The sequence below is a fragment of the Pseudomonas sp. PDM16 genome (genome assembly GCF_014851865.1).
Lineage (GTDB): Bacteria > Pseudomonadota > Gammaproteobacteria > Pseudomonadales > Pseudomonadaceae > Aquipseudomonas.
On the sequence record NZ_JACVAM010000001.1, the window covers coordinates 1,273,969 to 1,287,986 of the forward strand.

Here is a 14,018-nt window from a genome sequence, read left to right on the forward strand (position 1 = left end):
CGCGGTCCCTGTATCACACGCTGCACGCTCAAAAATCAGTGCGAGACTATTACGGGTAGACAAATAGGGTGATACACCGAGACCTGAAAATGGCCGCTCAGCGTAGGAATGAGATCGGGTTTACGTGTCGATCCCGGCTGTAGAGTTTGTGTTGTCGGCAGTGAAGCGAAATCCGCGTCTTGGTGTGTCATCCATCGATCCACGGCCGGCCGCACTGACTACAAAACGAAACCCTCGGCCAGCTGTGTCAGCAGTTCCTCGACGAGCCAGGCCCCTGCCGTAGATTTCAGCATCTGAATTGGCGAGTTGCCGGAGAACCTGTCTTGGGGCTTCGAGAGCCAGCGCTGCGCCTTATCACGAGAGCCAAAAAGGATCTCGGCCACCACGGTCGTATGCACGACGCGAAAGAGTCGGTCGCTCTCATCTGCAGACAGTCGATTATCTGGTGAAGCGTCCGGAACCGTAATTCTGTCTATTGGGCGTTGCTTTTGCCCAAGGGCTGGCGTGACTTGCTCACACGCATGGGCATTGATGTCACCGTTCCTGAGCAGCGTTGCCAAGTGAGCTACAGGGATGCCGTTGATGATGTGCGAATGCACGTCTACATCAGTTGCGTGCTCTGGTAGGCCTAGCAGCCTCGCCCTGCGTTGGCGGTAATCCTCCGCCTGGATTCCTAAAAGCATGGAGCACCTCAGATGGCAGAAATCACGCGTCCTACGTAAGCCAGCTCGTTGAGCTGGATATCAAGAGGCTCGTGCAAATCGGGCAGTAGCGGGTGCAGTAGCTGCTGAGACTCACCCGGATGCTCGACCCTGCCGATATAGGCTGTGCCAGCCTTGTGGCTGAAGTAGCAATGGATCTGATCCCGCCGCTCGTAGAAGTCGTCGACGTTCATCGCGTACACATCGGTGCTGATCAAGAACAGCATCGCCGTGTGATGTACTCGATAACCAGGCCTCAGCCAGAATCCGCGCTTGCGTACGACCTTGCCAGGCGGCACCTCCAGATATTCCGCGAAGCTCGGGACGGCCCCTTGATCCAGATAGGGCCCAATCTGTGTCGCCATCAGCACAGGGCATCCGCTATAGGTGCGCTCTCGGTTTCGCATGAGTCCCTCACTATCGGAGCTTTCGGTGAAAGGCTAAAGCGTTGCTATTCGCTCACAGCTCGGTGTTTTGGTCGCCCCCCAAGCCCCCGTGAACAGTCTTATCACTGGGGACGAGAGACGTTGCTTTCATCCAGGCAATCACGCCACCGATGATGAGGCTGGCGATCGCCGCCAAAGGAAAAGGAATCATCCTGGTGAGCAGAACGAGGGCGAGCGCGCCGGCAGTGCCGCCCCCGGCAATTGCCCCAAGCACAGGGGTTCTGCGAAACGCAGCGATGAGGCAACAAATGCAGTCAACCAAGAGCAGCAGCGCGCCAAGATAGAGCACCTCCAGTTCGGTTTCGATCACGCTTTGCTGGCCTGTTGGCGATACTTGTAGAGGGTGCTTCGGCTGATCTTCAGTGCCTTGCATATCTCGTCGGGCGTACGATTCTGATCACCTGCCAGGGCTTGTATCGCAGCAATCGTTTCTGGCGGCACACCAGGCCGCCCGCCTTGCCGCCCCCTGGCACGTGCCGCTTCGAGGCCGGCAAATGTGCGTTCTCGAATCAGGTTTCTCTCGAACTCCGCCATCGCAGCGAAAACATGGAAAACCAGGCGGCCGGCAGCGCTGGTGGTGTCGATCTGTTCCTTCAGGCTTTCCAGGCCCACGCCAGTGGATTCGAGGTTGGCAGTGAGGCGCAGCAACTCGGACATCGAGCGGCCCAGGCGGTCAAGCCGCCAGACAACCAAAACATCGCCCGGCCTGGCAAATGCCAGCGCTTCATCAAGACCGGGGCGCGATGCTTTGGCACCACTCATCTTGTCGCTGAAGATCCGCTCGCAACCGGCAGCGGTCAGCGCGTCATGCTGAAGATCGAGCTGCTGATCATCCCGTGATACTCGCGCGTACCCAATCTTCATTGTCCGAATTCTCGTCAGCATGGAAGGTTTACGTATTTTGATTTAAAGACGAGTTTAAATCAATCGTAAGCGCTGACTATTGGGCGCCGAGAGAGGTAGCTGTACGTGTCCGTAAAACAACCGTTTTGAGGACTTGGGGTTCCCACCTTTGACCGAATTCAAGGAATGCTATCGGCCAAAAGCAGCAGCTCGGACGCCTCTACAAAGGGGGCGATTCAACCTTGAACTGGGTGCAGTGGTATAACCATCAACGCCTGCTGAGCTCAATCGGGTATGTCCCGCATGCGGAGGCTGAGGCAAACTTCCACCTGAAACAAACAGCTCAGGCCATGACGGCCTGACTTAAGCGAAGCGACCTCCACGAAACCCGGGGCGATTCAATTTCCCTAAGAACTCGACGCGTTGTTCACTTCATTGAGGATGTTATGGGGCATCAGCTATATGCACATCCCTATCAAGACCGGTACCTAACAACAGCCAGTGGTGTGGCTCTTGTTTGGCCTTTCGTAAATATTGCGCGAGGTGATGGGCCGTATGAGTTATTTCTGGATACCAATGCTCTGACGAAGTCGAATTGGGTGACCCAACTGCCAAGGGAGGTGCGAGAGCGAGCAATTCTAAATCCGCTTCCTGCGCTCATGGAGCAATGGCTATCCAATCCTGCGTTCCAAGATCAGGCCGCATCTCGAATAGCCTCGATGACTGCTCCGCTGATCGAGGCGGGAATGCGGTTTAGGAAGGGGTTTGCCGAAAAGCAGGCTGAGCTCCTCAGGAGGAACGAAGCCCAGCTGCGAGCTCAAGCTAGCTTGCTTTTCCCCTATGTGGCCATCATGAAGTCTCTGACCCGGGAAAAAATCCGACCCGAGGAGGCGCTCGCGCGCTTGAGTGAGCTTGTGCTGGAAGAAATTCCCAGGTTCTCTGGCAGCATAATGCTTATAGCACTCGCACTACTGCTAAAGGCGCGGCAGTCATTGAGGCTTGCGGGTGATAGCAAGCCTGCGTATTCCTTCCTGGATTCGTTCCTAGCGTTTCAATCTGGCAAAAAGGACGAAACTGACCGGATCAGTATCCCCTACTTGCGAAACCGAGCTGGCGATCTCTCATTGTGGTACGTCATCCCAATGCTGCTACAGAACGGCTACAAGTTTGTTGGCGAACCCGTAGTCGTGACCGGGGATAAGGCGCTACATCGAGTCATTCTTCGAGTGCTTCCTGCTGGAGCGAGCCAAACGGGCCATGCAGCCTTCACGGTCGCTCCGGGGGAGCTGGATCAAAGTATGGAGTCTGAAATTCTTCGCATCGTAAGTGCTGTGAGGGTTCGGCAATCGATGTCTCCCGATGACCGAGAAAAGCAGGTGGAAAACCTCTTTCAGCTTGCTGAGGGTTTCTGTGAGCATGCTGAGGAGAGGGCAGCCCTGAGGGCTGCGTGGAAAGAGTGGTGTCAGCCGGGCCTTGGTAGGCGAATGGTGCTGAGCTGAGTTAAAGCTCAGGCAACGTGCAGCCTGGATTGAGGGGGCTGGTCGATGCCTTTTCGTTTGGCGCTAACCTTGCCCTGCGGTGGGCCAAAGCCCCGATCCCAAGAGGGAGCTCGGTGATCGCAAATGCGCGCGCGAAATGGCTGGGAATCCGTGACCTCTAACTCCGAGGAAATCTGTAGCTTCTCTACGCGGGCTATATCAGAGTGTGACGCCGATTTATGTCGGCACTTGGGTGTGGGCCTGCGTAGACGACGGCTATGTAATTTCTCCCGCAGTAAAGAAAGTCTTGATAGTAGATGCGAACAGCTGCCTGCGGGGTTGTATGGTCCCCTTGCTTCAGATGAACGTTTGAGGGCGTGCAACGGATTATCTCCCCGGGGCACGTGACTTCTAGAGTTGTGGTTATTCCACCTGTTTGTGCATGAGTGATACCACGCTGTCGGAAGAAGTCATCGACTCGACCCTCCGTTCCGATGCTTACCAGCTCAAGTAAGGCGTCCGCAGCATTCTTGAGGAAGGGGTATCTATGCGGCGCAACCATGTCGCAAAGATCTAGGGCGCCCTCGGTAATGATGAAGGTGTCGCAGTCTGCGCTGAGCGTGCGGAAATATTCAGATGGGAGGGTGGAGTCATTGTCCAGCAATGCTTCGCAGAGCTTTCTGTGGAGCGTGTTAAGGAAGGCGGTGTCAGGCTTCTGCCGCTTCTGAAGCTCTGGCCATCCATCTGTACCGGCTTGGGGATATTCAACATGCCCACCCAGTTCGACAAAGGTGTCTAGCTCGGTGACCAAGTCGTCGGGTAGCGGCGCGTAAGGCAAAACGATTACGCAGGCGTTTTCCAGTCCGTCGACACAGCTATTCCAAAAGCTGTTTAGCTTGAAGACCGCATGAGATGGATCTGGCTGAAGCTGGAACGTACCTTTTTTTCCGAGTCCTGCTGGAATGCTTGTTAGGCGCACGTCGTTTTGCCGCATGGCGGCTTCGGTCTTCGCGCGAAGCTCTACAGGGAGGCCTACAACACAGACGCCAGTCACTTGTTATCTCACTCAGAGGCGTGATTTCAGTAGCAGTGAGCTGAGAAGGGTTGGAATAACGATGCGAGCTATGTCCTCGTCATCCATGAGCTCAAGCAACTTGATCGCTTTATGGCGATTGAGGGCTTCCGGGGCGCGCGCTGTTTGTAGTGGCGGCGGGCTAGCTGATACTGATTGCGGTGCGCATAGATTGTCCATTGACACACTATGCGAGTCGGCCCAGGAGCGCACACGAGCAATGATGTGATTGGTACGGTAATGTCTCCAAGAGTTGCTGTGTTCCCCGAGGGCTCGAGTAAATGCTGCATTCACTCCGCTGGTGTACGTCTGCGCAGCTATTGCCTCTAGCGGTGTTTTGGTATCGTCGTTGAGCCTAAGTTGCTCTAGGAAGGCATGCATCCAATTTTGTTGTTGATCTCCGCCAATTGGGGTGATTTCTAACAGTGAATTGGTTATGCGCCCTGCAGGCTCGCCTTGGTCGCTTTCAAGATAGCTAACCACTTCTTGGGAGGCTGGGTCATAGAAGTGCTTGCGTTCTGGATTCGTGCTGGTAAAGGCCTGCCAGACGTCGCTGCGGATTGCACGGTGCTGTGACTTAACCGGTGCTTGCGAGTACTGGGATTGGGCTTTAAGGCGGACCAGGATATCCCCCGATGATGCGGGATGCTCGACAGTCACCTTCTCAGCCAGTGCGCGAGTGAGGTATTCACCGAATTTTTTGTAGCCGAAGGCGGTCTCGTCGAAGCGATTATGTCCTTCGCTGATAAGAAGCTTATTGAGTTTTTGCTTTAGACGGGCGCCTAGCTCTGGCGATTGGTCGGTAAGCAGGCGTAGGACGAATTGCTCAACCAAGCTGAGCTCAGTCATGAATCTCTCCTTGAAGCAGAAGCCATAAAATAAATAACCCGCCACATGAGTGGCGGGTATTCGCTTAAAGTGCTTCTGGTTCCCTAACTTTAGCCACGTCGTCTAACAAACAGAACCAAAACGAATGTCTGATAGCACACTGGCGCTGCTAAAGCCCTCAAGATGCGTTGCGGATTCACTTGATCCGACGGATCTCTCAGTTGCCACCTCATCCGAGGGGGCCGCTTTCATCATAGGCACTGATCCGAGCTCAGGTCAACGTGCATATGAAATCCCGCCTTAGTAGGTGGGAGGCGAGATTCTAGAGGTGTACCAGCGGTTCTGCAACCCCTGATGGATCTCCTTTTATCGTCTTAGGGGTTGAGTGCCTTAATGAGTACCTATCTCAAGACTTAAACCTAAGAATTCCCCTAATAAGATGACCTTGAGCGAGCGGGTTCGATTCCTGTCTCCGCACCATAAATGAAAAGCCCCGCATGTTCGGGGCTTTTCATTTACTGGGTGGCTACTACAGGCTCAGTCGCATCGACAGATCTACAGCCTTGATGTCCTTCGTCAGGCTGCCGATGGATATATAGTCAACACCTGTTTCGGCAATGTTGCGCAGAGTGGCTTCGCTGACTCCGCCGGAGGCCTCCAGCTTGGCTCGACCTGCTGTGATGGCTACGGCCGTTCGCATGTCGTCCAGGCTCAGCTCGTCGAGCATGACTATGTTTGCGCCGGCCGAGAGCGCTTGCTCCAGTTCTGCCAGGCTTTCAACTTCTATCTCCACCGGTTTGCCTGGGGCTATCTGGCGTGCGGCGCTGATGGCTTGAGCAACTCCACCGCAGGCTGCAATGTGGTTCTCTTTGATCAGGAAGGCGTCATAGAGACCGATGCGGTGGTTGTGGCATCCCCCGCAAGTGACGGCGTATTTCTGCGCTAGGCGCAGCCCGGGCAGGGTCTTGCGCGTATCGAGCAGTTTTACTCCGGTGTCGGCCACCTGGTCTGCAAAGTACTGGCAACGGGTGGCCACGGCGGAGAGGGTCTGCAAGAAGTTCAATGCACTACGCTCTCCACTGAGCAAAGCGCGTGCCGGACCTTCGAGATGAAATAGAGGTTGATTGGGGAGCACCCTGTCGCCGTCGCCCACCTGCCAGTGAACTGCCACTCGGGCGTCCAGTTGACGAAAAACCGACTCTACCCAGGCCGTGCCACATATGATGGCAGTGTCTCGAGTGATCACCGTGGCTCGGGCCAGGCGCTCTGCCGGGATCAGCTGTGCGGTGATGTCGCCGCTGCCGATGTCTTCGCGCAAAGCACCCCGCACGTTGGCTTCGATTTCGGCGCCAAGTTCGGCGAGGGTGAGGTTGGGCATGATGGCCTCCTTTATTAGTGGCGCGATTATAGGGAAGGCGATCAACACGGTGGAGAGAAAGCGCCGTTGGGCTGTCCGATAGGTGTCCGTCCAGCCGGCGGCGTGACCGTTCGTAACCGCACTTGCGCGCTCTGTGATCTGGGTCATGTCTTCCACAAGGGGTATTTGGTCATGCTGCGCTCGCCCCTATACTGGATTAAGCATTAACTTTGACGCCGCCCTTTTGACGTGCTGGCGTTCAGCCGATTGTGTGCAGGCCTTATCGAGATTGGATAGCCTGTGGGAGATGTGCAATGAAGACCGACGCGAAAGTGGTGCACCTGAGCAAGGTCGTTTCCGAACACTCGCAGACTCCTCCGGCAGGAAGGCTTCCCGTGGCCCTCATTTCCTTACGTGACAAAGCGGCCCAGCAACTGAAGCAGGCGATGCAAGGGCTGTTCGATAATGCGGACGACACGCTGTTCGAGATGGCTGACAGGGCCACCAGCAACGCTGAACAGAATGCGTTTTTCGAAGCTATGCGGGACCTGCGTCTTAAGCGCAAGACGATCGAGCGTGGCTTTCTGCAACGTGTCTTCGAAACCTTCGCCACTCTTAATCAGTATGAGATCGGCCGGACTCCGGCGCTTGAGGCGCTCTCGTCCGATTCATTGAGCCTGGTTCATAACGATACTCTGGAGGAAAACGTGGCGCTGGACGCCATGGTCTCCCGCGTCATGCACCGTGACGCACTGGCTTTGGGGCATCTGACTACTCGCCTGAACGCCGTCATCAGCAAGAAACTGGAGGACAAGACCAATCCTCTAGGGCCGCGGGCGCTGTGTGAGCAGTTTCTCGGTGCTTGCGAAGGGCTCGGTGTTGAGATTCGCGTCAAGCTGATCATTCTCAAGCTTTTCGAGAAGCATGTTCTGGGCGAACTCGACGAGTTGTATGCCAACGCCAACCAGCTCTTGGTGGAGGCGGGAGTCTTGCCGGAGCTGAAATCTGCTCCACCGGCACGTCGTCAGACAGGGCGGCAGCCCGCAACCGCGGCCAGGTCCGCCCGCGAAGGCTCTGCTCCTGCGAGTGTCGACGGTGGCTACAGCGGCGAGGATGTCCAGGAGGTATTTGGCGCCCTGCAGGAGTTGCTCTCTCAGGTCCGGGGCAGTTCGTTGCTGCCGCGTCGTGACATACCGGCTGATGCGATCCCGATCTCCAGCACTGATCTGATGCGCCTGCTCTCGCATATCCAGCAGCACCTGCCTACCCCTGGTGGCGCCTCGGTAGTGGATGACTTCGATCTGCGCAACCAGCTGGAAACTCTGTTGGCTCGTGCCAGTGCCCGTAGCGGTAAGGCGAGGGTGGTCGGTGAAGTCGATGAGGATGTGATCAACCTGGTTGCTATGTTGTTCGACTTCATTCTCGATGACCGTACGCTGCCCGACTCACTCAAGGCGCTAATCGGCCGTCTACAGATTCCGATGCTGAAGGTCGCGGTGCTGGACAAGGCCTTCTTCAGCCGTGGCAGCCATCCGGCTCGGAGGCTGCTCAATGAAATCGCTTCGGCCGCGCTCGGCTGGAGCGCTCAAGGAGATGAGCAGCGCGACACGCTATACCAGCGTATCGAGCAGGTGGTGCAGCGCCTGCTCAATGATTTTACCGACGATCCAGCGATCTTCTCCGATGTACTGGCTGAGTTCCTGGCATTTACGGGTGATGAGAAGCGTCGTAGCGAATTGCTCGAACAGCGCACGCGCGATGCGGAAGAAGGGCGTGCCAAGGCCGAGCTGGCTCGCCAGCAGGTTGAGCAGGCACTTAACTCGCGGCTGTTTGGTAAGACACTTCCTGAAGTAGTGGTGCGTCTTCTGCAGGAAGGGTGGAGCAAGGTTCTGCAACTGACCTGCCTGAAACATGGCGCCGAATCTCAGGAGTGGAATTCGGCCATGGCAGTGATGGATGACTTGATCTGGAGTGTAGAGCCCCACGAGTCCGCTGAAGACCGGCTGCGTCTGCTCGAGCTGGTGCCGAGCCTGCTCAAGTCGTTGCGTGACGGCCTTGCCAGCGCTGCAATCGATCCATTCGTTACCAGTGAATTCTTCAGCCAACTGGAGGCCGTGCATGTACAGGCCTTCCAGAGATTCAAGCGCGAGTCCGTGGCGCCTCTGGTTTCTCCTGCTCCGCAGGCCGAGGTCGAGGCCGGAGTTGTTACTGATGTGGCCTCGGAGGCACTGACCGCGGAGCCTCTGCTCGAACTGCCTCCATTCGAACCGGAGCCCGAAGCAGATGCTCCGGCGATGGTCGAGGTGGTGGAAGAGATCGTCCTGCTGGCACCTGGAGAGAACCGTGTTCAAGAGCCAGAAGTCAGTCTGCCGGACGACGATGAAGCCTTGGAGAAGGTCGATGGCCTGCGTGTCGGTAGCTGGGTGGAAATTCACGAGGACGAGGAGCACAAGCTGCGTGGCAAGCTGGCTGCGATCATCAAACCCACGGGCAAGTTCATCTTCGTCAACCGCACTGGCATGAAGGTGATGGAGAAGACCCGCATGGGCCTGGCCGTGGAGTTTCGCCGCGGAGCCATTCGCCTGCTCGACGATGCGCTGCTGTTCGACCGAGCGCTGGAGTCCGTGATTGGCAATCTGCGCAAGCTGAAGGGCGCCTGAGGTTCTCCAGGTAAACAAAGCGCCCGGCTCTAAGCCGGGCGTTTTCGTTCATACACTTCTGCTAGAGTGGGGCCAGTCTTCAAGGAGCCTGTGATGCGGCTGGACCCTGCCAGTGGCTGGTGTGACGAAGTTCGTCACTGCCCCTCGCCGAATTTCAATGAGCGCCCGCTGGGAGAGGTTTCCCTGCTGGTGATTCACAATATCAGCCTGCCTCCTGGGCAGTTCGGCACGGGCAAGGTGCAGCAGTTCTTCCAGAACCGCTTGCCGGTCGATGAGCATCCCTATTTCGCCGGGATCGCGCAGCTTACCGTGTCCGCCCACTTCCTGATCGAGCGTGATGGTGACGTCACCCAGTTCGTCTCCTGTAATCAGCGCGCCTGGCATGCGGGTGTGTCCTGTTTCGATGGACGGGAGAATTGCAACGACTTCTCGATCGGCATCGAACTGGAGGGCACCGACGAGCTGCCATTCAGCGAGGCTCAGTACCAGGCGCTGGTAGAAGTGACTCTGGAGCTACTGAGCGCCTACCCCGATTTGAGCGTGGAGCGTATCTGTGGCCACTGCGATATTGCTCCGGGGCGCAAGACCGATCCGGGGCCTTTTTTTGACTGGCAGCGCGTTCGCGCAGCCCTGCGATCCAAGGAGAGCGGCGAATGAATTTTCTGGTACTTCTGCTGGTGCTCTGGATCGAGAAGCTCTCATCCGGGCGCGCTCGTATTCAGCAGGACGGCCCCTGGTTGCGCTGGTTGGCTCGCAATGAGGGGCTGTCGCCCTGGCGGTCCCTGTTGCTGGTCGTGTTGCTGCCAGTCGTGCTGGTAGGCCTGGTGTTGCTGGCTCTCGAGCCTCTGGCCTACGGCTGGCTGGCCTTTCCGGTACATCTGCTGGTCCTGGTCTACAGCCTGGGACGCGGCGACGTACTGGCTGCTCTCGGGCCGTTTCGAGATGCCTGGCGCCGCGGTGACGATCAGGCGGCTCTGCATGTCGCGGAGCGGGATATGGGGGTGGCAGCCGATGGTGAGTCCGAGTTGCTTGAGCGAGTTCAAGACTACGAGCTGTGGCAGGCCTATCAGGGCTTCTTCGCCGTCATTTTCTGGTATGCGTTGCTGGGGCCGCTGCCGGCACTGGCCTATCGACTTCTCGCGCTGACGGCCGAGCACTCGGAGCGGCCTGGTGTTGCCGAGCGGGCTGCACAGCTACGCCATGCACTGGACTGGCTGCCGGCGCGAGTGCTCGCGGCCAGCTTTGCCTTGGTCGGCAATTTTGCCGCTGTCAGCCAGGCGGTTCTGCACGATCTGTTGGCCTGGGAGCTGCCTGCGGCCCGGTTGGTCGCCAGCGCTGGCCGGGCCGCCTGCGAGTTGGGCGAGCCGCAAGCGGGAGAGCAGGGGGTCATGTCTCTGGATGAGTTGTGGCAGTTGCTGATTCGCTCCGCCGTGCTTTGGTACGCCGCTTTCGCCGTGTGGATACTGCTGCTCTAGTACGATCCTGGCCACAGCCAGGCGGCGCCGCGAACTCCGCTGGAGTCCCCATGCCGGGCTTGTACCAGGCGCGTGTTGACCTGGTCCGAAAATACATGGCGAGCCAGCAGGTTGGGTACTTCCTGGTACAGCGCCGGCATGTTCGAAAGGCCCCCGCCCAGCACGATGACTTCCGGGTCGATGATGTTGATCACTGAGGCCAGTGCTCGCGCCAACTGCTCGCAGTAGCGGTGCACGGCCGAGCTGGCGGCGGGATGCCCCTCCAGTGCTGCCCTGGCCAGTTGTGACGCGTCCAGGCCCAGGTTGCTGCGCGCGGCCCAGGCAGGGCCACTGAGAAAGGTTTCGATGCAATCCTCCAGCCCGCAGTAGCAGGGTCGCGTCGGTCCGTCCGCCGGAGTGCGCCAGGGCAGAGCATTGTGTCCCCATTCGCCCGCGATGGAATTTGGGCCGCTCAGTAGTCGCCCGTGGATGACGATACCGCCGCCCACGCCCGTGCCGAGGATCACCCCAAACACGGTAGCGGCGCCGGCTCCTGCGCCGTCGGTGGCTTCCGACAGGGTGAAGCAGTCGGCATCGTTGGCCAGTCGGACCGGGCGTTCTAGCAATCGCTCCAGATCGCCCTGCAGGTCCTGGTCGATCAGGCAGGTGGAGTTGGCGTTCTTGATTCGTCCATGATCGGGCGAGCGCGTACCGGGTATACCGATGCCAACGCTCCCTGCCCCTCCCAGCTGTTGTTCGGCATCCTGCACCAATTGCACGATGACCCGCAGAGTGGCCTGGTAGTCACCCTGGGGCGTTGGCAGACGCCGGCGCAGCCGTTCGTCGGAGCCCGCGAGCGCAACGATCTCGGTCTTTGTCCCACCCAAATCAATGCCGAAGCGAAAAGGTATGCGCATTCTTAACCTTAAGTTACAAAGGCCGGGGCCGATATCCGGTATACAGGCTGTGGGGGGACTGCGCCTGGCAAATGGCCATTCCCACTAGTTACCCGGAAACACCGACATCTTGCCGTTCAATAGACCAGCCTGCTCCCGGCTGGCATACAACAATAATGGCAACAGGAGACGTCTAGTGAATAGCGTGTTGTACCCTGCCATCGCGCTGATGAACCGCCTCAGCTTCGGCATGAAATTCAGCCTGATCAGCGTGCTGTTCTTCCTGCCCATGCTGGTCACCAACTACTTCCTGGTGCGCGACTCCTACGACGCCTTCGTCGACACGCGTACCGAGCTGCAGAGCCTGACGTTGCTCAAGCAGAGCATGAAGATGCGCCAGGACCTGGAGCGTCTCAACGATCTCTACGAGATCAATGCTGTGCTGGGCCAGTCCGGTGAGGCGGACAAGCTGGCGGCGCTGATCGGTCCTCTGGAGTCTGGCATTAGCGAGACGCTGGGCGCCATCCAGTCCCCCAGCGAGGGCGCGCAGAAGACCGAGGAATTCAACGTTCAGCGCGATGCCATCAAGACTGCGCTGGATGCTGTTCAGGCCGAGAGCTCGTTACGTAGCAAGGCGGGCCTGGTGGTCAAGGCGCTGGATAACGCCGAAGTCTTCATCAAGTTCGTTGCCAGCCAGTCCGGCCTCAGCCAGGACAGCGATCTGACCGTACGGCAGATGGCCGAGCTCATGACCACCGTCACTCCGCCGGTAACCAAGGCACTGAGTACCGGTCGTGCGCTGGGCTCCTATTCTCTTGGCCAAGGTATTCTCGGCTCCTCCGACAGTACCAAGCTCGACGAACTCCTGCTGCAGCTGGAGAAGCTGCACGCCGAATATGGTTTCAAGATCCAGAATGCCCTGGAGGACAACGCCCGTGCCCAGCGCGATCTGAGCCAGCTCGCCGAGGCCAGCCGCAATAGCCTGACCGAGATCAGCTCCGTGCTCGAAGAGCAACTGCTCATGGCTGACAGCCTGGACACGCCCTGGCAGGGTTTCTTCGACCAGACCAGCGCGGCCATCGACAAGACCTACGCTTTGAACGGCGCCGTGCTCGACTTCCTCGAGCAGGAGCTGAGTGAGCGTCTGGGCGAGAAGCGCACCCAGATGGTGTTGCTGGTGGTAGCCCTGGTCGGTCTTTTCATTGCCATCGGCTATCTCTACGGCGGCTTCTACGTTTCCACCCGTGCAACCCTGAAAGGCTTCGGCAAGACCCTCAACCAGGTGGCCGGCGGTGACATGACCGTTAGCGTCAATGTGAGGAGTCAGGACGAGCTGGGCGAATTGGGCGAGGTGTTCAACGGTACCGTGGCGAAGATCCGCGACCTGATCGAGTTGGTCGGTCAGACCGTCACCGAAGTCGAGCGGCAGGCCGACCGCGTGGAGTTGGTTTCCGGTTCCAGTAGCCAGGCGGTGACTGCTCAGCGCGGTCAGATCGAGCAGGTCGCCACGGCAATGAACCAGATGTCCGCCACAGCCCTGGAGGTGGCACGCAGTGCCGCCGCCGCAGTCGGAAGTGCGCAGAGCGTCAACCAGGAGACGGTCAGTGGTCGCGAGTTGGTGGAGGCCCAGGTGGCGCGCATCCAGCGTCTGGCCAGTGAGATCGACCAGTCGGTGAGTGTCATCAACCAACTGGCTGCCGACAGCGCCGCCATCAGTCAGGTGCTGGAAGTCATCAAGGGCATCGCCGGGCAGACCAACCTGCTGGCGCTCAACGCGGCCATCGAGGCGGCGCGTGCCGGCGAGCAGGGTCGCGGCTTCGCCGTGGTCGCCGACGAGGTGCGCAACCTGGCCAAGCGTACTCACCAGTCCACCGAGGAGATCGAGCAGATGATCGGTCGCCTGCAGAACGGCGTGGGCGCCACCGTGACCGCCATGAACGGCAGCCACCAGATGGTGGAGAGCACTGTCAGCCAGTCGACCCAGGTGCAGCAGGCGCTGGAGAATATCCTCGGCGCGGTCGGCATGATCGTCGACCAGAACCAGCAGATCGCCGCCGCCGCCGAGCAGCAGACTGCCGTGGCCCATGATATCGACATGAACATCGTCGAGATCAACCAGGCCGGTGAGCGTACGGCTGAGGGGGCGGTCGAGACCGAGCAGGCCAGCCGCGAACTGTCCGACCAGGTCGCGCGTCTGAAGGAGCTGATCAGCGCCTTCCGCGTCTGATCCTCAGCCTGCAAGCAACGAGGCCCGCCAATCGGCGGGCCTCGTCGTTTCTATCA

General features: G+C 58.6%; 13 protein-coding genes and 1 pseudogene. 6 read left to right on the forward strand and 8 right to left on the reverse strand.

Annotated elements, in window-relative coordinates:
- Positions 1-218: 218 nt before the first annotated feature.
- The 4 genes from IB234_RS05910 to IB234_RS05925 form a co-directional block, all read right to left on the reverse strand.
- Positions 219-599: an antitoxin Xre/MbcA/ParS toxin-binding domain-containing protein gene (locus tag IB234_RS05910; RefSeq protein ID WP_318651979.1), complete on the reverse strand. Its 381-nt coding sequence runs from the start codon at positions 597-599 to the stop codon at positions 219-221.
- Positions 600-691: 92 nt separating this feature from the next.
- The gene (locus tag IB234_RS05915) at positions 692-1,066 is read right to left on the reverse strand and encodes a hypothetical protein (RefSeq protein ID WP_225580258.1); all 375 of its coding nucleotides are present in this window, start codon (positions 1,064-1,066) and stop codon (positions 692-694) included.
- Positions 1,067-1,160: 94 nt separating this feature from the next.
- Positions 1,161-1,457, reverse strand: a complete 297-nt coding sequence (locus tag IB234_RS05920) for a hypothetical protein (RefSeq protein WP_192315296.1) — start codon at positions 1,455-1,457, stop codon at positions 1,161-1,163.
- Positions 1,454-2,011 carry a recombinase family protein gene (locus IB234_RS05925; protein WP_041109349.1) on the reverse strand — a complete coding sequence of 186 codons (558 nt, stop codon included), beginning with the start codon at positions 2,009-2,011 and terminating at the stop codon, positions 1,454-1,456. Before IB234_RS05925 ends, IB234_RS05920 begins: the two co-directional genes overlap by 4 nt.
- Positions 2,012-2,226: 215 nt before the next feature.
- Here IB234_RS05925 and IB234_RS05930 point away from each other — a divergent pair.
- Together IB234_RS05930 and IB234_RS05935 are read left to right on the forward strand one after the other, a co-directional pair.
- A pseudogene (locus IB234_RS05930) lies at positions 2,227-2,352 on the forward strand (IS3 family transposase); the annotation flags it as partial.
- Between the two features lie 357 nt (positions 2,353-2,709).
- Complete coding sequence (locus IB234_RS05935) at positions 2,710-3,489, forward strand: hypothetical protein (RefSeq protein WP_225580260.1); 780 nt, start codon at positions 2,710-2,712, stop codon at positions 3,487-3,489.
- Positions 3,490-3,682: 193 nt separating this feature from the next.
- On the opposite strand, the gene IB234_RS05940 is transcribed toward IB234_RS05935, so the two are convergent.
- The 3 genes from IB234_RS05940 to nadC all read right to left on the reverse strand — a co-directional run bounded on the left by IB234_RS05940 (position 3,683) and on the right by nadC (position 6,746).
- Positions 3,683-4,462, reverse strand: coding sequence for a hypothetical protein (locus IB234_RS05940; RefSeq protein ID WP_192315298.1), 780 nt, complete (start codon positions 4,460-4,462; stop codon positions 3,683-3,685).
- A 72-nt stretch (positions 4,463-4,534) separates the two neighbouring features.
- Positions 4,535-5,389, reverse strand: coding sequence for a hypothetical protein (locus tag IB234_RS05945; protein WP_192315300.1), 855 nt, complete (start codon positions 5,387-5,389; stop codon positions 4,535-4,537).
- A 508-nt stretch (positions 5,390-5,897) separates the two neighbouring features.
- A complete protein-coding gene (gene nadC, locus IB234_RS05950) occupies positions 5,898-6,746 on the reverse strand; it encodes a carboxylating nicotinate-nucleotide diphosphorylase (RefSeq protein WP_192315589.1) in 849 nt (282 codons plus the stop codon).
- A gap of 293 nt (positions 6,747-7,039) precedes the next feature.
- Here nadC and IB234_RS05955 point away from each other — a divergent pair, with 293 nt between their 5' ends.
- The 3 genes from IB234_RS05955 (at position 7,040) to ampE (ending at position 10,860) form a co-directional block, all read left to right on the forward strand.
- Entirely contained in the window at positions 7,040-9,385 is a 2,346-nt protein-coding gene (locus tag IB234_RS05955) for a DUF1631 domain-containing protein (RefSeq protein WP_192315302.1), read from the forward strand.
- 93 nt (positions 9,386-9,478) lie between these two features.
- A complete protein-coding gene (ampD, locus tag IB234_RS05960; RefSeq protein ID WP_192315304.1) occupies positions 9,479-10,042 on the forward strand; it encodes a 1,6-anhydro-N-acetylmuramyl-L-alanine amidase AmpD in 564 nt (187 codons plus the stop codon).
- Entirely contained in the window at positions 10,039-10,860 is an 822-nt protein-coding gene (gene ampE, locus IB234_RS05965; RefSeq protein ID WP_192315306.1) for a regulatory signaling modulator protein AmpE, read from the forward strand. Before ampD ends, ampE begins: the two co-directional genes overlap by 4 nt.
- On the opposite strand, the gene IB234_RS05970 is transcribed toward ampE, so the two are convergent.
- A complete protein-coding gene (locus IB234_RS05970; RefSeq protein ID WP_192315309.1) occupies positions 10,857-11,756 on the reverse strand; it encodes an ROK family protein in 900 nt (299 codons plus the stop codon). The genes ampE and IB234_RS05970 overlap by 4 nt on opposite strands.
- A gap of 1,501 nt (positions 11,757-13,257) precedes the next feature.
- On the opposite strand from IB234_RS05970, the gene IB234_RS24345 reads away from it, so the two are divergent.
- Positions 13,258-13,962, forward strand: coding sequence for a methyl-accepting chemotaxis protein (locus IB234_RS24345; RefSeq protein WP_412547903.1), 705 nt, complete (start codon positions 13,258-13,260; stop codon positions 13,960-13,962).
- Positions 13,963-14,018: the final 56 nt, after the last annotated feature.

Excerpts from the sequence above, each read along its gene's own strand:
- IB234_RS05915 (WP_225580258.1), bottom strand. The coding sequence starts at position 1,066 with ATGGCGACACAGATTGGGCCCTATCTGGATCAAGGGGCCGTCCCGAGC.
- IB234_RS05925 (WP_041109349.1), bottom strand. The coding sequence starts at position 2,011 with ATGAAGATTGGGTACGCGCGAGTATCACGGGATGATCAGCAGCTCGAT.
- IB234_RS05935 (WP_225580260.1), top strand. The coding sequence starts at position 2,710 with ATGACTGCTCCGCTGATCGAGGCGGGAATGCGGTTTAGGAAGGGGTTT.
- IB234_RS05940 (WP_192315298.1), bottom strand. The coding sequence starts at position 4,462 with ATGCGGCAAAACGACGTGCGCCTAACAAGCATTCCAGCAGGACTCGGA.
- IB234_RS05945 (WP_192315300.1), bottom strand. The coding sequence starts at position 5,389 with ATGACTGAGCTCAGCTTGGTTGAGCAATTCGTCCTACGCCTGCTTACC.
- nadC (WP_192315589.1), bottom strand. The coding sequence starts at position 6,746 with ATGCCCAACCTCACCCTCGCCGAACTTGGCGCCGAAATCGAAGCCAAC.
- IB234_RS05955 (WP_192315302.1), top strand. The coding sequence starts at position 7,040 with ATGAAGACCGACGCGAAAGTGGTGCACCTGAGCAAGGTCGTTTCCGAA.
- ampD (WP_192315304.1), top strand. The coding sequence starts at position 9,479 with ATGCGGCTGGACCCTGCCAGTGGCTGGTGTGACGAAGTTCGTCACTGC.
- ampE (WP_192315306.1), top strand. The coding sequence starts at position 10,039 with ATGAATTTTCTGGTACTTCTGCTGGTGCTCTGGATCGAGAAGCTCTCA.
- IB234_RS05970 (WP_192315309.1), bottom strand. The coding sequence starts at position 11,756 with ATGCGCATACCTTTTCGCTTCGGCATTGATTTGGGTGGGACAAAGACC.
- IB234_RS24345 (WP_412547903.1), top strand. The coding sequence starts at position 13,258 with ATGTCCGCCACAGCCCTGGAGGTGGCACGCAGTGCCGCCGCCGCAGTC.